This is a genomic window from Bremerella sp. TYQ1 (assembly GCF_020150455.1).
GTDB classification, from domain to species: domain Bacteria; phylum Planctomycetota; class Planctomycetia; order Pirellulales; family Pirellulaceae; genus Bremerella; species Bremerella volcania_A.
Map to the genome: position 1 here is coordinate 1 of NZ_CP083740.1, position 19,561 is coordinate 19,561.

Sequence of the window (19,561 nt, forward strand, 5' to 3'; positions counted from 1 at the left end):
CATCTTGGGAAAGCGGCAGCAGGTCGTGTTCTCGCTGGTGGCTTGGCTTTCGGAGGGACATGTCCTGATGGAAGACGTTCCTGGTGTGGCCAAAACTATGCTGGCAAGGGCGCTCGCCAAAAGCGTCGGCTGTACGTTGAAACGGGTTCAATGCACGCCTGACTTGTTGCCAAGCGATGTTACGGGGACGTCGATCTTCAATCAGAAGACATCTGAATTCGAGTTCCGCCGCGGTCCGGTGTTCACCAACATCCTTCTGGCCGACGAAATCAACCGGACGACCCCACGAACTCAGGCATCTCTGCTGGAAGCCATGGCTGAGTCTCGTGTGACCATTGATGGTGAGACGTATTCACTTGAGCCACCGTTCCTTGTTTTAGCGACACAAAACCCAATTGATCACGAAGGGACGTTCCCGCTGCCGGAAGCGCAGCTCGATCGTTTCCTGATGAAGTTCAGCCTCGGCTACCCTAGTTTGGAAGACGAACTGAAGATGCTGACGGCATCGCGGAAGCAGCATCCGCTGGAAACGATCGACGCGGTGGTGACCAAAGAAGAACTGCGGGCCTGTCAAAAGGCGACGCGAAGCGTCAAGCTGCACGAGAAAGTGCAGCGTTACATCGTTGAATTGGTACACGCAACTCGCCGACACGATCAATTGCTGTTAGGAGCAAGTCCTCGAGCTTCGTTGGCATTGTTTCGCACAAGTCAGTCGCTTGCGGCCATTCTGGGAAGAAACTACGTATTGCCAGATGACGTGAAACGGGTGCTCAGCCCTGTCATGGCGCATCGATTGATTCTGCGACCAGAAAGCCGCCTGCGAAAAGTCACGTCGCAAGATGTGCTGGACGATATCTTGCAGGAAGTCCCAGTGCCGATGATCGAAGAGGCGACCGTCTGATGCGCTGGGTCTTGGGAGCATTGATCCTGCTGGCCATCTCCATCATGCTCGGGTTGGGGCTGATGGTTTATGCGATGTACGCTCTCGTCGCGGTCATCTTAGGATCGCGTGTTCTTGTTCGGTACTGGCTGCGACATCTTTCAGCATCGCGGCACGTCAGCCGACTTGATGTCGAGGAAGGAGACGTCATCACCGTGGGCTTGACACTGCGGTATACCGGGGCGATTCCCATGCCGTGGATGTTGGTCGAAGATCTCCTGCCGCGTCATGCGGTGATCACTCGGCCGCCGGCTTTGGAAGTCGATGGCAAACGAATTTTTCTGGCAATGCTGTGGCCACGGTCGACGAAGCTGCTCTCGTACAAGATTGTGTGCAATCGGCGAGGGTACTATCAAATTGGTCCTGCTGTTCTGGAGACCGGCGATGTCTTCGGGCTGTACAAACAATTCAAGATGATTGCGGAACCAGAGTTTATTACCGTCGAGCCAGCGATCATTTCTCTGGATGGATTCGATTTGGTTTCCAAGCGTCCGTTGGGCGAGATCAAAATGCAGTCGCGATTGTTTGAAGATCCGTCGCGGATAGCTGGGATTCGTCGTTATCAGTTGGGCGATCCGATGAATCGTGTCCATTGGGCGTCGACCGCACGAACCGGCGAACTGCACAGCAAACAGTTCGAGGCGACATGCATTGCCGGTGTGAGTATCCTGCTCGATCTGCACCCTGAGAGTTTCCCTGAGAAAGACGAGCCGATTCGCAGTGAGTTGGCGATCAAATGTGCGGTAGCGATTGCCAATTCGGTTCATTTAATGGATCAACAGGTAGGCATCTTCACTAACTCGGTCGATGCGGCACAAAGGATGAAATACGAAGGTTGGGATTTCGATACACGTACGCGTGATGCCGCACGTAAAAGTGCCGGTCGGCTCGATCGCGATCCGCGTCTTTCACCGCAAAAGGTGCGCACCAAGCGAGGATCGCATCAGTTTCAAGAGATCCGCCACATGATGGCCCGTAGCGAAAAGAACGAAGGGCTCACTCTTCCATCCCTCATCTTGGAGATTGAAAGCGACTTGCCCCGAGACGCAACGGTCGTGCCGATCCTCAGCAAAGTGACGCCTGAGATCGCGATGTCGTTGGGCAATCTCGTTCGTGGAGGGTACGCGGTTACGCCAATCGTCAACTGCTGGGACGAATACGAATTCGCTCAGGCAGCCGGTATGCTGCTGGCCGAACGCATGATCGCCAAGCAATTGAAGTCACTCGAAACTATCAGCCAAATCTGCCAAGAACAGGCCTATCCCTTGTTTTGATGAGCGTATCTATCCAACGTCACCACCCAATTTCCTGCTGAAAACTCTTAAGCCATGCGTCCTCGACTTACCGAACTCGACTATGCCATCATCGCCGTTGCTCCGGCGTTGATCATGGTTTTGGTGGGTAGCTTGGTACTGTTTTCCGTTGGGATCTTCTACGAAGGCTCGCATGCTTGGCGATTGAACTTCATCATGTGCATGTTCGTGCTGGGTATCGTTGCCAACACGCGTGTCGGTATCGAAGAAGGTGGCGCGAAGGCGGTCATGCTCGGAGGCATTCTGGGTGTCTGTGTTTTATTTGCCGTCATGCGATTCGTTCCTGGCGGTACGATTTTGACGGTGATTCTGCTGGGAATCGTTTGGTGGCTTAGCACGCGGTTGGTCTACGACTGTACCGTTGTCGCCGGTTCGGTCGATGCCTCGAAAAAAGGCCTGATGGAATGGATTCGCAATGAGCCTTCCCAGGAAGCACCTGAACAGCAGCCGAATCCTGACGACGTCGACGAGCAAGGAGTTACCGGTCGCCGCGACGAAGAGTCGAATCAGCCGAAGTCGCTGCTGGAAAAGCTTGATGCTTGGATCAATCCGACCAACACGCAGTTCGCTCCGGGGGCCTGGGTCGTTTACTTTTCGCTTGCCGCGCTGCCGATCTTTGGCCTCGGTCAGGCATTCGCCCCAAGCCATGCCAAAGACCACCGTTGGTACTTGTTCACGCTCTTGGTTGCCTACGTCTTCGCCGCGCTGTCGCTGTTGGTGACGACCAGCTTTTTGGGACTACGTCGTTACCTGCAAACACGTGGGGTCGTTATGCCACTTAGCATGACCGGCACCTGGCTAGGCGTCGGCTTCAGTGTGGTAGCGTTGGTGTTGCTAGTCGTGTCGATCTTGCCGCGACCGAATGCGGAGTACGAACTCGCTCAGTTGCCGTTCTATCAAGACGAACAACAACGCCAAGCCAATCAGGTCGCCGTCAATAAAGAGGGCACCAAAGACAATCGCGACGATCGTTCGAAGTCGACAGATAACCAAGATCAGACCGACGAAGACTCGCCGAAATCCAACGAGACTCGCAAGGATGGTAAGCAGCCAAGTGATCAGGACGATCCTAATTCGGACAAGAAAAAATCAGGCGAATCGAACGAGTCGGACAAGCAGCAAAGTAACTCGTCGAAGTCGGACAATGACAATAAACAAGAGACCCAGAAACAGTCCGACTCTCAGGAGAAATCAGAAGAACAATCCGACTCGCAGCAGGGAGATACAGGAAAAGAGCAAGAGCAGGCCGATTCATCCAAGCAGCAAGAGAAAAGCGACGATACAAACAAAACGGAATCGAGTGAATCGGACGAACAGTCCTCACAGGAGGAATCTTCGGAAGAGACTTCGTCCGAGCAGCAGTCATCACAGCAGCCGCCACCTCCCCCTAGTTCTTCCTTTTCCAATCCATTGGCTTCCCTCGGGCAATGGTTGAAACTGCTCGTTTATATCGCTGTGATTGCGACGATTCTGTTTTTCGTCTGGAAGTTCTGGGACGACATCGTCAAAGCTTGGAACGAATTCTGGGCGAGCCTCTTCGGCGGAAAGAAGGAGACGAAAGAAGCGGAAGTGACTCCAGCTGAACCGCAGCGGAAACCCCGCGTCGCTTTCTCCGCGTTCCGCAATCCGTTTCAAGACCCCAGTTGGAAAGGAAAGCCGCTGGAAGAATGGGTGCGATATAGTTTTGCCGCGCTAGAGGCTTGGGCCGCAGAGCAGGGGAGCGAGCGAGGCAACGAGCAGACGCCTGGCGAATTCGCCTCGATGCTCGAGCGGCAACACAACGAGCTGGCCAACGCAGTGCGTCCGACAGCTGATTTGTATGGCCAAGTTGCCTACGGTTCCGGGAAGGCCCCTAGGGAAACGCTCGAAATTCTGCGAAAACTGTGGGATAGCTTAAGAGGCTAGGCCGTCGGCTTTCCTCTATTTAGAAGTCCTATAATTTGTCTGACCCCAACGCGATCGATCATGTTTCAAGATCTCGACGAGCGGAAGAAGCAGGCCAGGAAGGTCGTGCGTCAACTGAAGAAAGATTACCCGGCCGCCGAGTGCGCGTTGAATTACGACACGCCCTTTCAGCTTTTGATCGCGACCATTTTGTCTGCTCAATGTACCGATGTGCGCGTCAACATCGTGACGAAGGATCTGTTTGCGAAATATCCCGATGCCGACTCGATGTCGCGAGCGTCGGTTAAAACACTTGAAGAACTGATCAAAACGACCGGTTTCTTCCGCAACAAAGCCAAGAACATTCATGCTGCGTCCATCGCTTTGGCAGACCAGTACGATGGCGAGGTACCGCAAGATCTGGACGCTTTGGTGGCTCTGCCAGGCGTGGGTCGCAAGACGGCGAACGTGGTTTTGGGAACGGCGTTTGGCATTCCTTCCGGCATTGTGGTCGATACGCACGTAGGAAGGCTTACCAAGCGAATGGGGCTGACCGATAAGGGAGATGCGGTCAAGATCGAGCGCGAACTGCTGGAAGTCGTTCCCAAGAAGGAGTGGATCGATTTTTCGCATCGGCTGATCCATCATGGCCGTGCGATTTGTGCCGCTCGCAAGCCGAAGTGCGAGAAGTGTCACTTCGAGAAATTTTGCCCTCAGATCGGTGTCGACTAGCTTTCTGCAAATGGTGGCAGCGATTTGCAGCCTCATTCGAGGGGAAAAACGACGTCATTTAGGGCGAATCGGACATCAACGTCGCGAAACAAGTCCGTTTTAATTTCTCGAAATCCCTTTATAATCAGCAGTTCGGCATTACTCAGGTTTTTTCGCCGGCGACGGTACATGATGGCCGCCGCCGACAACCCAAGGCCCATTTATGATTCTTTCCGGTAATGAGATTCGGAAACATCTCGGCAGCAAAATCTTTATCGAGCCTTATGACGAAAACCGGTTGAACCCCAACAGTTACAACCTGACCCTGAATGAAGAATTGATGACGTACGAGGAATTAATCCTCGACATGCGTCAACCGCACCGGATTCGGCGGATTACAATTCCAGAAGAAGGATATGTGCTGAATCCAAATCAGCTGTACTTGGCACGCACCAACGAAATGACCGAAACGCACGGCTTTGTGCCGATGATCGAAGGTCGCAGCTCGATTGGTCGACTCGGTTTGTTTGTGCATGTGACCGCAGGTTTCGGCGATGTCGGTTTCAAGGGTTTCTGGACGCTCGAGATGTTTGCGGTCCAGCCAATTCGTATTTATCCGAACGTGCCGATTTGCCAGATCTTTTATCACGAGATCACCGGCGACATCACCGAATATGTCAGCGATAAGTATCAGAACAACCAAGGGATTCAACCGAGCCTGCTTTTCAAAGAACTGAATCCCGAGGCGAAAGCGCCCGATGAATCGCAGATGGCGTTTCCTTTCGACAATCAATAACACGCATCGTTTTCAGAAAGCGAGAGCACTGCCATGCCTCAAGAACCATCCCATCTTTCGCGTCGAGATCTCTTACGAACTGCCGTCGGAACTTCCGTCGCCGGCGGTCTGGCCGTTACCGCAACTGCTTCAGCAGCCGAACCTGACGCTCAAACGAAGCTTCCACCAGAAGACTTCAAAGCCACCGGCAAGAATGTCAAGCAATCGGTCATGGCATGGTGCTTCAACCCAATGCCAATGGAAACGCTGATTCCGGCATGTGCGAACATGGGGCTGGTCGCCATGGAAGGGCTCGATAAGAAGTGGTATCCGCTGATGAAAGAGCACGGCTTGAAGGTCTCGCTCTGCTCAGGCCACGGGTTCGCTGAAGGTCCTGTGAACCCTGAATATCAGCCGATGTGCCGCGAGACATTGAAGGAAGCGATCGATACCGCGGTGAAGTGGGATTGTAAGAACGTCATCACATTCACCGGCATGGAAGTCAAAGGACAGACTTTCGAGCAGGGCACTAAAAACTGTGTCGACTTCTTCAAAAGCATTGTTCCTTACGCCGAAGAAAACGGCGTGACGCTGGTCATGGAGCACTTGAATACACGCGACGATTCGCACCCTATGAAGGGGCATCCTGGCTACTTTGGCGACGACGTCGATCATTGCATCGACATCATCAAACAAGTCGATTCGCCGAACTTCAAGTTGCTATTCGACTTCTACCACGTGCAAATCATGAATGGCGACGTGACGCGTCGGTTCCACCAACTGCTGCCGTATATCGGCCACTTGCATACCGCTGGCAATCCTGGCCGCTGCGAGATTGATGAGAACCAGGAAATGAACTACGCCGCGATCATCCGCGCCGTGGCCGATTCCGATTACGATGGTTACGTTGTTCAGGAATACATCCCGACCTGGGACGACAAGATTGCCGCACTGCGACATGGCGTCGCCCTATGCGACGTCTAATCGAACGAGCACATTCGATCAAATCGACAAACCATTGCGGGGTACGTTATCGTGCCCCGTTTTCTTTGAGGTTGTCCTGGAACGCGGTATAGAAATCTCGCTGCTGTTCGTACTGATCTTTCGGAATCTGATGTTGGAAGTAATCGAGATAGTCCAGCATCTGTTCGGTCAATTCCGTGTAGGAATAGCCAGGGTCGGCTTGCGGATTCACCCAATCCGGATCGCCAGGCTCGGTGTGGCTGACGTATCGGCCTTGGTCGTCGAGTTGAACATTGGCTAAAAGGGTCGGTAGCTTCATCTGCAAGCCGAAGAAGCTGCGTTCCATTTCATCCATGCCGGCGGTCGTTTCATTCCACGCATTGACAACCGCTTCCGGCGTGCGGCTATCGGGGAAACGAATCATGTACCCTTTGCCCACTTCAGTAAGCCCGTCGAAGTCGAGATCGACCTGGGCAGGCCGCGGCACCATGAGGTTCAACGCGCCTTCCTGCGTGAGCGAATCGACATCGATCGGGTCGGCTAATCGATTGACATGTTGCAGCGTCGCCATCTCTTCTTTGGAGAGGCCGTCGATAAAGCCTTTCGGATCGGCGTAGCCCCCTTCGTTGTAAGAACGAACAAGCAGCTTGGCGTAATCGGTTTGAAGCTGTTCCGATTTCACGCCGTCTGGATAGTTGCCGACATTGGCGAGCGTGAACCAGTCGTTCCAAGTTTGCTGGATATCGTCCTGAATGGCGTTGTCCGACTCATACGCTTCCGCCGAAGCGAAACCTGATTTGCCCGCACCGATCAAGATTTCATTGAACAGGTTTTGGATCTGTTCTCCGGCCGCATCCTGTTTTTGTAATCGGGTAACCGGCGGCGTGGTTTGCGTTTCAACACGCATAGGGGAGGCTCGCTAAGTCGAGTGGGGCTAGTCGTTTCTAGCCTTCTCTTCGGTCACCATGTGAACCAGAGTTGAGTCGAATCCCCCTCTGCAGAAGACAGCCACCAAGCTGCGTGGCTGTCGCAAGTTAGGCAAGCTATCACTTGGACTGCAAGCTTGCTTTCGCGGCATGGGCAGCGTCAATGGCGGCGTCGACGGTATCGGCGGTGACCGTCATATGCCCCATCTTACGACCGATGCGAGGCTCGTGCTTTCCGTACAAGTGCAGCTTCACATCAGGATTTTCGCACGCGGCTGCCCAGTTGGGTGTACCAGGCTCCCAGACGTCACCCAGAAGGTTGATCATCGCAGCTGGTCGCAACTGACGCGTCGATCCCAACGGCAGACCGCAGATCGTCCGAACCTGCTGCTCGAACTGACATGTCACGTGTGCGTCGATAGTCAGGTGCCCCGAATTGTGCGGACGTGGAGCCAACTCGTTGATCATCAGCGTATCGCCCGGTGCCAGGAAGAACTCGATACAAAGGACACCGACAACGTCCAGCTCGGTTAATACGGCCTTGGCGATGTCCATTGCCTCGGCACTTGCTTTTTCCGACAGTCGCCCCGGCGAAACCGAAACGTCCAGGATATGGTTCACATGAACGTTTTCGATCGGTGCATAACACTGCACCTGTCCGTCGAGACCTCGTGCGGCAACGACGGAGAATTCCATCTCGAAACCAACCAACTGTTCCAGGATGGCTTCCTGTTTCAGTTCTTCGGTCCAGGCCCGCTTGAGTTCTTCGCGGTTAGCAACTTTGACTTGCCCTTTGCCATCGTATCCCCACGCCGCCGTCTTCAATACTCCAGGCAGAAGTTCGTCCGGCACCGCATCCAAGTCGGCCGCTTCCCGAATCGCATGAAACTTGGCGACCGGAAAACCATGATCCCGCAGAAACGTCTTTTCGCGGAGGCGATGTTGTGTCGTGTGGAGTACGCGACCTGCTGGTCGAACCGGTACTTTTTGATTCACGACATCGACGGTCGCCAGTGGAACATTCTCGAACTCGAACGTCACCACATCGACTTGTTCCGCAAAGCGAGCCACCGCATCTAAGTCGTCGTAGCTGGCCGTAATTTCAACGTCGGCCACTTGTCCGGTCGGCGTGTCGGTCTCGGGCGAAAGGACGTGCACACGGTAACCCATTCGCCGTGCGGCGATGGCAAACATGCGTCCGAGTTGACCGCTGCCAAGTACGCCAAGGGTTGCCCCAGGTAAGATTGGTTCGCTCACAGTTGGGAATCCTCCAGCACTTTATCGGTTTGTTCTTGCTGGAATTGAGCCAGTTTCTTTTGTAGCTCTGAATCGGTCGTCGCGAGAATCCGAACGGCCAGCAGGCCGGCGTTCTTCGCCCCTGCGTCCCCGATGGCAAGCGTGCCGACAGGAATTCCGCCAGGCATTTGCACGATCGAAAGGAGCGAGTCGAGACCTGACAAAGCTCGGCTTTTCACCGGAACGCCCAAAACAGGAAGCGTTGTTTGCGATGCAACCATTCCAGGAAGATGGGCCGCGCCGCCAGCACCGGCGATGATGATTTTGATGCCACGACTTTCGGCGGTGGTCGCATATTCGTTCATCCACGCCGGCGTGCGATGGGCGGAGACAACCCGCTTCTCGTAAGGGACATCGAACGATTCCAAAATATCACAGGCATTTTGCATCGTCTCCCAATCAGACTTGCTGCCCATGATGACGCCCACCAGCGGCTGATTTGCTTGGGACATTCCTGGCTCTCTCTTTCGTCGTGGTCGGACTCGTATCCCCGCAGACGGGGCGATACTCCAAAGGACAAATGGTAACCCGAATCGCGACTTTTCGCACCGGGATGACCTCGTCTGAGAAAGGAAAAACCAAGATGCGCCAGGCGTTTTTTACGGAAAACCGTTCAACTTGCCAGGCCGAAAACTTCCGATCGGCGCATAGAAAAGCGGCGAAGCTCGGGGGAAGCTTCGCCGCTCCGGGGGGCTGAATCAATTTTTACGAATCTTACTCACTTGGCTGCTCGTCGTGCGGCATATCGCGAATGACGTGCAAAGCCAGTTTCCCGACGACATGCCCACCTTCGCTTTTGCGGTGGGCCGCGGCTACTTCGCTGAGCGGGAAGACCGTATCAAGAATCGTACGCAGCTTGCCTTCATTGGCCATCGCCGCGAGTGATTTGAGGATGTCGCCGTCAGGGCGTGCGAGAACCATGTGGCATGACTGCTTTTGAAGCTTCGACAGCATCGAAAAGCCAACACGCTCGACCGAAGGTAGCGTCGCAATGTAATGTCCGACCGGTTTCATAATTCGGCGACACTCTAGGAACGACGATTTGCTGACTGCGTCGAACACGATGTCGAACGATCGGCCGATGCGTGTGAAATCGGTGGCGTGATAATCAATCACGTGATCAGCGCCCAAGTCTTCGACAAGGCCATGATTATCCGCACTGCAAACTGCCGTCACATTCGCGCCCAGCGCTTTGGCGATTTGGACAGCGTAAGTTCCGACGCCGCCTGATGCACCGTTGATCAGCACGTCATCGCCTGCGTGCAGCTTTCCAAGTTTCACGAGGGCTTTCCACGCCGTTGTCCCAGCAAGTGGAATACATGCTGCTTCTTCAAACGACATGCTGTTTGGCTTCTTGGCAACGAACTTCGCATCGACCGATAGAAATTCCGCGTAGCCACCACCCATAATGTGGTTTGAAAACGCCATCACCTCATCGCCGACGTTCCAGCCTTGTTGCTTGGCACTGTACCCTACTTCCACAATCTCGCCAGCGACATCAAAGCCGAGAATGGCAGGCAGTTGTTCTGGAAGTACCCACTTCAACATTCCTTGGCGGATCTTCCAGTCGATCGGGTTGACGCTCGCGGCGTGAACTCGGATCAGTACGTCGTCAGCGGTGATTTTCGGACGGTCAACGCTGTCGATCTTCAGATATTCTTCTCCGCCGTAAGCTTCGAGGATGGCGGCTTGCATGGTTCCGGTTTTCACTTGAGGTTCTACTTCGGCGGTAGCCATATTGCGTCTCCTTAATGTTCGGTTTCGATTGAGCGGTTGCTTAGCTGTGCGACGCGTTGTAGCTAGGTGGGTCGCTCGCGGGGAAAGATTCTTCCAAGGCTTCTTGAACCTCATCGAACTGACGTTCCTTTGGTTCGCTGATCGAGGGCGATTCGCGATGTCGAGTCGGCTCAGCCGTCAGCGATGTAATTAGCACCGCGCTGTCTTCTTTGGCTTCCAACCGAAATGGAGAGCCGGCCGAAACATGAATGATTTGGTTCGGTTGTAAACAGTGCTCATGCTCGTTTACGACAGCATCCACTTTTCCAGTCACGCAGAAGATCAGTACTTCGCCTGCGGAGGCGTGTGTTCCCAAGTGATCGTTCGCCTTCAGTGGCAAGTATCTAGCATCCGCACGAAAGGACGCGTTCGCATCGGATGGCAGCGCGACGACCGGCGTCGGCTCGCCGAGACCAGGCAGATCTCGTGTATCGATAGGATTGGATGCGGTGGACATGGCAAACTCCTTCATTGAATTCGTATTCCAACCATGAAGGTGCACATCTCGTACCAATCTTAATGGCGAACGGCACTAGAGAGGGGAGAGTAGATCTTGCCGGAAAAATTAGCGTCTTTGGCGGCATGGAAGCCGAAAAGCAGTCCCTCAAAATCGAAAGAAATTGGACGCGGCAAGCGCATCGTGACCGGCGGCAAACCAATGAGCCAATTGGTTTGGATCAGATTCTAAGGCAGCTATTCCGGTTTCAGTCCCCAGCCACCTCCGCCGGGAGATTCGAGAATTAAAACATCGCCGGCACTGACCTGAACGCTGATTGTGTTCGGCAAAGGCTCGTCGGGCCGATTGGCTCGTCGCAGGTAATTTTGCCCGCAAGCTCCAGGCTCGCCCTGCTTCAAGCCGTAAGGAGCATAAGGGCCGCGACGCTGCGTCAGCAACGAAAGATCGAGCGGTTTGAGAAATTCGATCTCGCGGATAATGCCATCGCCGCCGCGGTGTTTGCCAGCGCCTCCCGAGCCACGCCGAATTGCAAACCGACGGATCCGAGCCGGAAAGCGAAGCTCGAAAACTTCCGCATCGGTTAAGCGCGTGTTCGTCATGTGCGTATGGACGGCCGAAGCCCCGTTGGCTTTCGGGGTGGCGCCGGCTCCACCGCAGATTGTTTCGTAATAACCAAATGTCGCGTCGCCGAAAGTCAGGTTGTTCATCGTTCCCTGGCTTGCGGCCGCCATGCCGAGTGCACCCAGCAGAACATCAACGATTCGTTGTGATGTCTCGACGTTGCCCCCTGCGACCGCCGCACACTGACGAGGTGTTTCCCGTCGGGGTGGATTGAGAAAGCATTCCGGCAGAATGATTGTCACCGGTTCAAGGACACCTTGGTTGAGCGGTATGTCTTCGTTCAACAAGCACCGCAAACAGTACATGACCGCTGCTGTAACGATCGCTCGATTGGCGTTCAAGTTGCCAGGCAAAACAGGACCTGTGCCGGTAAAATCGATCGTTGCTGTTTCCTCGTCCAGATCAATAACAACGCAAAGCGGTGAGCCATCGTCGAGGTGATCGGTGAATTGGTAGCGACCGGACGGAATGCCAGAAAGTGTCAGACGCGTCTTGCGTGCCGCGGCTGCTTGGATATGTCCGGCATAAGCAATCACCATGTCCAAGCCATATTGATGGACCATCCGTTGAAGGTCTTCCAAGCCATGATGATTCGCCGCGATCTGAGCCGCGATATCGGCCAGGTTGTCCGAGGGCTTTCGCGAAGGGTAGGGAGCCTCGGTCAAAATCGTTTCCATTTCCTGCCACCGAGGAGTGCCCGCGTCGATTAACTTGAAGTTGTCGATCAGGACGCCTTCTTCCGCCAGGTTGGTCGAGCCAGACGGCATCGAACCGGCGGCGATGCCCCCGATCTCGGCATGATGGGCCCTGCTTGCTGCGAAGAAGCTTGGCGCGGAATCTTTTTCGCCAACGAAAACCGGAGTGATCACCGTCACGTCCGGAAGGTGTGATCCACCATGGTAAGGATCGTTCGTCACGAACACATCGCCCAGACGCATTTGCGGATGCTTGTCGATGGTTGCTTTCACCGTTTCCGACATCGCCCCCAAATGCACCGGAATATGAGGCGCGTTAGCAATCAGGTCACCAGCCGCGGTAAACAGCGCGCAGCTGAAATCGAGTCGTTCTTTCACGTTCACGCTGACGGATGTGTTTTGCAACGCGACACCCATCTGCTCGGCGATTGCCGCGAACTGATTGTTTAAAATCTCGAGCAAGATCGGATCGGCCGTTGTCAAGTCGCTAGACGTCGGTGCGATCTGGCTAGAGGCGACATCGTTGTTGGCAACACGACGAGCAATCAGTTCGCCACCGCTGAGCATTTCGGCTTCCCAGCCAGGGTCGATCACTGTCGTCGCGAGCGGTTCCGAAATCAACGCGGGGCCCAGCAGTTTCGCGCCAGGGTGAAGCGTGTCTCGGTCGTACACACCGGTTTCGATCGGCTGGCCATCGAAAAGCAACGAGACGCTTCGAAGCGGTCGGGCTTCGTAAGTCTCGACGGTGTGACTGAGTGGTTTCTCCTGGGCACCGCGACTGATCGCTTCGACCCTCGCCGCGACGACTTCAATGGTTTGCTCTTGGCGATCGTACCCATAACGCAGTCGGTGCTCGGCATGGTACCGACCAGCGAGCGTCTCAAGCGGTACGGCATCGATGACTAACGAAGACTCCAGCCCCCGATAACGTAGTTCGATCTGCTGCCGATAGCTGATCGTGTCGCAGGTAATGCCCTCTTGCTGCAGTTGGGCTGTGGCGGAGTCTTTCAATTGATCGAGTGCTGCGACGAGTTTGGAAGCTGCTACTTCCAGCGGCTGATAGAACGGAGACGTTGCGAACCGCGTGGTGTCAGCCGCTCCAATTCCGACGGCGCTTAAGATGCCGGCGCTGGGATGAAACAGCAGCTGTTCCGCCCCCAGGATATCCGCCACTGCACAAGCATGCTGCCCAGCGGCTCCGCCGAAAGGGACCAGTAGGTAAGCACGTGGGTCATAGCCTTTAGCGACTGAGATCGTACGAATCGCTTCCGCGATGTTGGCGTTGGCAATTTTCAGGAAGCCTGCCGCGAGCTCTTGCGGCGAATGTTCGATTCCAGTCGTCTCGCGGACTTGCTCACAAACTTCCTGCAAGCGTCGATTGACTGCCTCGGCATCCAGCGGGAAGGGGAGCCGGGCCGCCTGCAGTTTGCCGAGTGCGAAGTTAATGTCCGTCACTGTCAAAGGACCGCCTCGACCGTAACAAGCTGGCCCTGGATCGGCCCCGGCACTCGCTGGCCCGACAACCAGTTTGACGCCATCGAATCCGCAAATCGAACCGCCACCGGCAGCGACCGTTTCGATGGCCATCATCGGCGTGACGATTCGGACGCCAGCTTTCTCCGTCTCAAACTGCCGCTCGTACGTTCCATCGAAACGTGAAACGTCGGTGCTGGTTCCCCCCATGTCAAAGCCGATTGCTTTCTCAAATCCGGCAATCTTTGCCGCGGCGGCAAAGCCGACAACGCCCCCGGCCGGCCCCGACAAGATGCTGTCTTTGCCAGAGAATGAACCCGCTTCGATCAGTCCTCCGGCCGAAGTGAGCAGACGCAGGTGGCTACCTTCGCCCAGCTTGGACTGAATTCGAGCGATGTACGTTTGCAAAACCGGATTGAGATACGCATCGACGACGGTCGTATCGCCGCGCGAAACAATTTTGATCAGCGGAGCAACGTCGTGCGAAAGGCTGACCTCCTCGAAACCAACCTCCCTCGCAATCTCGGCAGCGCGTAGTTCATCCTTCGGCTCGCGATAGGCGTGCAGAAAGCAGATCGCCAGCGAACGAATTCCTTTCTGATGCAGCGCGATAAGCTTCCCACGAAGATCGTCTTCATCCAGTGGCAATAGCGTGTGACCGCTGGCGTCGAGACGCTGTTTCGCTTCGATAACTTGCGAGACAAGCGAGGTTGGTTTACGGATGTCGAGCTGAAACAAGTGAGGCCGGCTTTGCGTACCGATCTCGAGAATGTCGGCGAAACCTTCGGTGATAACCAGGCCAACTTCCGCTCCGTTTCGAGTCAGCAGCGCGTTCGTGCCACGTGTCGTTCCCAGGCGGACGTTGACGTTAGGAATCGTTTCCGAGAGCGGAAGTCCCAGCAGGTAGCGTATCGCCAACAGGGGAGCTTCTTCGTTGCCGGTTAACTGGTAAACGGTTCCATTCAGGGGGAGTTCGCTGAGCGGTGTTTCCAGCTCGAGTGTGCCTGATTGGGGATCGAAGCGAGTCACCGTTCGCTGGTCGGTAATGCTTCCATCGGCCGCCAGCAGTTGCAAAGAATACCCACGCCAAACATCGGCTGGGTCAGCCATTCGCAGGGGATCGACAATTTCCGAAAGCGTGCTGCCTGCTTCGACGGTTCCTTGCATGCACCCGGAACTAAGCACTTTCTGGCGTCGCTCCGGCTTGCCTGATAACGACATCAAGCAGTCGGTGAAAGTACCTCCGACGTCAATCCAAAACTCTGGTCGCATTCGCTCGCCGCAATATCTACTGAAGTCTCAAAGAAGGGTTCTGCTTTGCATGATAAGCCAATTGGCATCGCTGGCGAAGTATGACGAATTATCAAATCCGTGGGTGGTCCCGGTTTTCAGATTAGTGTATCCATGAATTGTCGATCGGTTTCATTATCGAGCGCAAAAAAGAAGCTGGCAGCCGATCGATTCGACTGCCAGCTCTTGCGACGCACGCATGAACTCGTTTAAGCAACGCCTACGGAGATGGATCTGCCGCGGAAGTGGCCACGTAAAGGCTCTTCGACATCTCGAACAGCTTTTGATAGGTGTTCTCATTGCCTGGTTCCGGCGGAGCGAATTCGACCCCGTTACGAACCATGTAGGAAAGGAGCGACGTCAGGTTCTTCCCGTCGACCGACGGATTGTAGCCATTCATCACCAACGCTCCGTCTGCTTTGCCGACACGCTTCAACCGGCGAACGGCATGCGAAAGGCTTTGCAGGTGCTGTTCCGATTCGCGATAGATGTAATATTCGGCGACCCCTTTACGAGCCATGGCCTGGCCATCAACTTCCTGCAGGAACTTGTTCGCCAACGCGAGGATCGAGTTTTCGAGTTTGTCGATCAGCTTCGGATCGATTTCCGTTTGTCGCGATGCGGCTTGGCGAACTTCTTCCAAGTTGGCCTCAATGGCCTGGCGGTCTTCTTTGAACTTTTCGTCTTGCAGCAAATGTGGCCACCACTGGAAGCTACCCAGCTTGCCGGTATCGGCGCGGAACGTGCCGGTCTCGCCGCGGACGTTGGTCAACTTCAAGTTGATGTTGGACAAGTCTTGCGGAGTAAGCTGGAATCGGGCCATCAGTTCTGCCACGTCGATGTCGTCGTTCAAGTAATCAAACGAAAGGACGCTCGATCGCAACGCTTCCTTCATGGTGTTCAGTGCGGCACCATTGGTGACTCCTTCCCCGGTCAGATCGGGGTGGTCGACAATTCTTCGCAGGGCCTTGGCTTTTTGCGAATCAGCTTCATCCAAGTGGTTCTTCAGAACTTTCGCGTCGCGAAGAGCTCGGCGGTCGAAGTAAATCTCGACCGCTTTCAGCGCGTTGTCGAGTTCTTTATCGTACGCTTCGGCCGCGATTTGCCGAGCCGTTTGATAATCGACGGCCGCTTCTCCCTGGGCGCGAATCAGTTCCGCTTGTCCGAAAACGAGGCCCACTTCCATGTGCGGCGAACGCGAATAGTAGTAGGGGCGTACGTCATCTTCCACGACGACTTGTGCCTGAACGGCAGCCATCGGGGCAGCCAGCACGGCAACGGTCAAACAAAACTGAACGGCTCGGTGGGACATCGATCGATTCCTCTGCACAGGACGAGTTTAGTTTTTCGAGAACTTGCGAATAAATGGCATGACGTCCGCAATCACCGTTGCGTCAAACGTTTGACCGGTTGGGGGCGAACCCAAGGTCATCTCCGGCGTAACACGCGAGTAAATTGCGACCATCTCTCCTTGCGAATTCAGCAGAGCGGATCCATTCCAATTGGTATCTAAGTGATCTTGGGCCGACATCGAAGCCAGCTTGGCAATCAGCAGTCGGGCATTTTCTTCCTCGCCTGCTTTGCCAAACGCTTGCTGGACGCGAACGGTTTCTTCGCTGACCGGCGTGTCGCTATTGGGCGGCAGATAAGGAGCGACCCGATCAAAGCCATGTCCGACCAATGTCAGCTTGGCAAGGGGAGCCAGATTGGCTTCTTCCGCCAGGGGAATCCAGTGCGGCAACGTTTCGCGAACCTGCAAAACGGCCACGTCGTAATGATGCGGCTTTTCGGCGATCAGCATGAATTGGCGATAGGTGTCGTCCAGCTTCTTTTTCAATTCTGGCTCGATGTCTTTCATGTCGACTTGCGAGTAAAGATTGTGGAACTTCGCTTCCGCCCCATCTCCTTCTTGCATCGCCGACTCGTACGTCGGATGCGCGACAAACTGCGTGATGGTCAGCGGCTTCTCACCTAGAACGACCAGTTTAGGAAGACGCTCTCGAGCGAGTTGCGCAATGGTTTTCACGGTACCAGTCGTCAGGATCGTATGAGGACCGATCGCGATTCCGGTTCCGATGCGGTACTGCTGCGAGAGATCCGCATTTGCGGCGGCCAACACGTAGATTGCCTCGGCCGGGTCATGCTGCTGGGCGGTTTCTACGGGAGCTGGCTGCGAGGTGTTTCTTGTAGGGGTGACTGGCGGCGTCGGTGTGACCGGATCGTTATCGATGGGGGCTACCGGGGTGGCGTCAGGGTTGTCGTTGTCGGCGACGTCTGGCTTGTCCTTCGAACCACCACTGAACGCGACAATTGCGAACAACACGATCAAAAGCAGAACGGTGGCTCCAACACCGCCGGCGATTAGCAGATGGGCGGGGAAGGGGGCTTCGTCGTCGGATGCCTGCGAAGTGGCAGAAGGAGAAGCTGCAGCTGGCTTCGGAGCGTTCGGAGGCGACTTTGGTCCGGACAACTGCGATGGCATCGGCATCGTCACGTTCCGTCCGAGCGTTACCAATGCGTCGGGGTGGATCTGCTTCTTTTTGAAGATCTGTTCGCCGTTGACAAATGTTCCGTTGGTCGATTGCAGGTCTTCGATAAAGACTCTGCCGTCCTCGAACTCTAGCCGGCAATGCTCGCCAGAGACCGTCGGCTGATCAATGACGATATCGCACGTATCGCGAGCCCCAACAATCCAGACCTTCTTCGACCCCATCCGCTTTACAACCATCCTTCCTTTTTCATAACAACACGAAGCGCGTTTTGCATCTCGCGGGCATTGGGATATCGCTGGGCACATTCGGTCTGTAGCGAGGTATCCAATATCTCGGCCAGGCCGCTATGGAAGCCTGGGTACTTTTTGCGTAGCGGTTTGACTTCGCCATTTAAAATCAAAGCCAACGAATCGGTCCCTTTTTCGTCGCCGCGAGGATAACGACCGGTAATGATTCGATAGAAACTGGCCCCCATGCTGAACACGTCGCTGGCCGGATTCACATACTTGTGGTCGGTCAGCTGTTCCCGAGGCATGTACGGCAAACTGCCGGTGTAGCTTCCCGTGGCGGTCATGCCGGCAAAGCCTGCTTTCTCGAAGTCTTTCGTCAAACCGAAATCGGAGATCTTCGGAATCCAGCGTTTGTTTCGTTTGGCGGCCAGCAAGTTGGAAGGCTTCAAATCACGATGGACGAGCCCTTTCTCGTGGGCATGAGCTAAACCGTCGAGCAGCAAGTACAACGAAACGGCGATATGCTTCGGCTGAATGTTCGATTTCTTTTGGCGGAAGAGCTTAGCCAACGGACCACCGTCACAAAACTCGTTGACCACATAAAATTCATTGCCGATGCTGCCGGCCCCGTACGACTGCACGATGTTGCGATGCCGTAGGCGACCACTGACGCTCAGGTCTTTCAGGAAGTCGTCCCGCGCGTTTTGCATCACGTTGACGTGCGATCGCAGGAATTTTACCGCGACGGCACTTTCGTCGATCGTTCGTTTGGCGAGATAAACTTCGCCCAAGCCCCCAGCGCCGAGGAACTCTTGAAACTCGAAACCATCGAGAACGGGGAATTCGCCTGGCTTGCGTTCCGGCGGAACGTACGCGGATTGCTGACCCTGGCCGATTCGACTGCCGAAAGCGCCGTTGGGTGAATTGCCCCCTTCGACCATGGTCGCACGTCCAGCAATCGCGGCGATATCGTCCTGCTGCGGCGGGAACTCGTTGATCGTTTGGCGACCGACATTCGATGCCGGAGGCTGGGGAGGCAGTTCAACAATGGTATGCCGTCCGGCGCCGCCAGGCATCGCGGGAGGTGGCAGTTCGTTGATTGTTTGGCGGCCGACCGCTCCGCTGGACGGGGGCAGCTCGGTAATCGTCCGGCGAATGTCGCCACTAGGCTGAGGAGTCGGTTCTTCTCCGGGATATTTATCGAAGACGCACGTCGCGGTGATCGGCTGTTTCTCTTCAACGAAGACTTGAAAGACGGTCTTACCGGCCGTGATGACGTCGCCGCTGGTCAAGTCGACCGTGGGGCCGCCCACTTTGCCTTCGCTTTCGAGACTCGCGAACGAGACGCGGCCCCCATGTTTCTTACCATTAACGAACGTCCCGTTGCGGCTGCCCAAGTCACGCAGGCGAGAAAGTGGCGGATTGACTTCCAGCAGGAAGTGATGGCGCGAAACGAACGGGTCTTCCTGAATCGACGCGTGGCAATGCTGCTCGTCGCGACCGAAGAGGAAGATATCGTGCCCCTCGAATTCGTAGACCCTGCCTTGCATGGGGCCTTTTTTCACTTCAATCCGAATCAAATCATCGCCTCCGCTGGGAAGTTCTCACCTTTGGTGCACCGAACCCAAACAAGGCCCCGGCAGCGGCTCATCGGCATAGGACGCGGCAGAATGGTATCGGTCTGTCGCAGGCCCAATCGCAGGCATGCGTTTCCCGCTA

The 19,561-nt window shown here is 55.2% G+C and carries 14 protein-coding genes; 5 read left to right on the forward strand and 9 right to left on the reverse strand.

All coding sequences use genetic code 11. The features are described from left to right. Positions 1-900 precede the first annotated feature (900 nt). The 5 genes from LA756_RS00010 to LA756_RS00030 all read left to right on the forward strand — a co-directional run bounded on the left by LA756_RS00010 (position 901) and on the right by LA756_RS00030 (position 6,607). Positions 901-2,214 (forward strand): DUF58 domain-containing protein, encoded by a 1,314-nt coding sequence (locus tag LA756_RS00010; protein WP_224437837.1) that lies wholly within the window; start codon positions 901-903, stop codon positions 2,212-2,214. A gap of 54 nt (positions 2,215-2,268) precedes the next feature. Continuing rightward, a complete protein-coding gene (locus tag LA756_RS00015; RefSeq protein WP_224437838.1) occupies positions 2,269-4,158 on the forward strand; it encodes a DUF4129 domain-containing protein in 1,890 nt (629 codons plus the stop codon). Positions 4,159-4,218: 60 nt separating this feature from the next. Beyond that, positions 4,219-4,869, forward strand: a complete 651-nt coding sequence (nth, locus tag LA756_RS00020; RefSeq protein ID WP_224437839.1) for an endonuclease III — start codon at positions 4,219-4,221, stop codon at positions 4,867-4,869. Positions 4,870-5,071: 202 nt separating this feature from the next. Next, the gene (gene dcd / locus LA756_RS00025) at positions 5,072-5,644 is read left to right on the forward strand and encodes a dCTP deaminase (protein ID WP_224437840.1); all 573 of its coding nucleotides are present in this window, start codon (positions 5,072-5,074) and stop codon (positions 5,642-5,644) included. A gap of 33 nt (positions 5,645-5,677) precedes the next feature. Continuing rightward, positions 5,678-6,607, forward strand: a complete 930-nt coding sequence (locus LA756_RS00030) for a hydroxypyruvate isomerase family protein (RefSeq protein WP_224437841.1) — start codon at positions 5,678-5,680, stop codon at positions 6,605-6,607. 46 nt (positions 6,608-6,653) lie between these two features. Here LA756_RS00030 and LA756_RS00035 read toward each other — a convergent pair whose 3' ends face one another. From LA756_RS00035 to LA756_RS00075, 9 genes are all read right to left on the reverse strand, one after another. Next, entirely contained in the window at positions 6,654-7,493 is an 840-nt protein-coding gene (locus LA756_RS00035) for a hypothetical protein (protein WP_224437842.1), read from the reverse strand. 139 nt (positions 7,494-7,632) lie between these two features. Then, positions 7,633-8,769, reverse strand: coding sequence for a 5-(carboxyamino)imidazole ribonucleotide synthase (locus LA756_RS00040; protein ID WP_224437843.1), 1,137 nt, complete (start codon positions 8,767-8,769; stop codon positions 7,633-7,635). Beyond that, on the reverse strand, positions 8,766-9,260 hold the full coding sequence (gene purE, locus LA756_RS00045; RefSeq protein ID WP_224437844.1) for a 5-(carboxyamino)imidazole ribonucleotide mutase: 495 nt from the start codon (positions 9,258-9,260) through the stop codon (positions 8,766-8,768). The genes LA756_RS00040 and purE overlap by 4 nt, the downstream gene beginning before the upstream one ends. Before the next feature lie 262 nt (positions 9,261-9,522). Beyond that, positions 9,523-10,545, reverse strand: coding sequence for an NAD(P)-dependent alcohol dehydrogenase (locus LA756_RS00050; RefSeq protein WP_224437845.1), 1,023 nt, complete (start codon positions 10,543-10,545; stop codon positions 9,523-9,525). 40 nt (positions 10,546-10,585) lie between these two features. Further along, positions 10,586-11,041, reverse strand: a complete 456-nt coding sequence (locus tag LA756_RS00055) for a hypothetical protein (RefSeq protein ID WP_224437846.1) — start codon at positions 11,039-11,041, stop codon at positions 10,586-10,588. Between the two features lie 236 nt (positions 11,042-11,277). Continuing rightward, positions 11,278-15,102, reverse strand: a complete 3,825-nt coding sequence (locus tag LA756_RS00060; RefSeq protein ID WP_224437847.1) for a hydantoinase B/oxoprolinase family protein — start codon at positions 15,100-15,102, stop codon at positions 11,278-11,280. Positions 15,103-15,340: 238 nt separating this feature from the next. Next, a complete protein-coding gene (locus tag LA756_RS00065) occupies positions 15,341-16,432 on the reverse strand; it encodes a hypothetical protein (protein WP_224437848.1) in 1,092 nt (363 codons plus the stop codon). A gap of 27 nt (positions 16,433-16,459) precedes the next feature. Then, entirely contained in the window at positions 16,460-17,833 is a 1,374-nt protein-coding gene (locus LA756_RS00070) for an FHA domain-containing protein (protein WP_224437849.1), read from the reverse strand. A gap of 5 nt (positions 17,834-17,838) precedes the next feature. Continuing rightward, complete coding sequence (locus LA756_RS00075) at positions 17,839-19,422, reverse strand: protein kinase (protein WP_224437850.1); 1,584 nt, start codon at positions 19,420-19,422, stop codon at positions 17,839-17,841. Positions 19,423-19,561 lie beyond the last annotated feature (139 nt).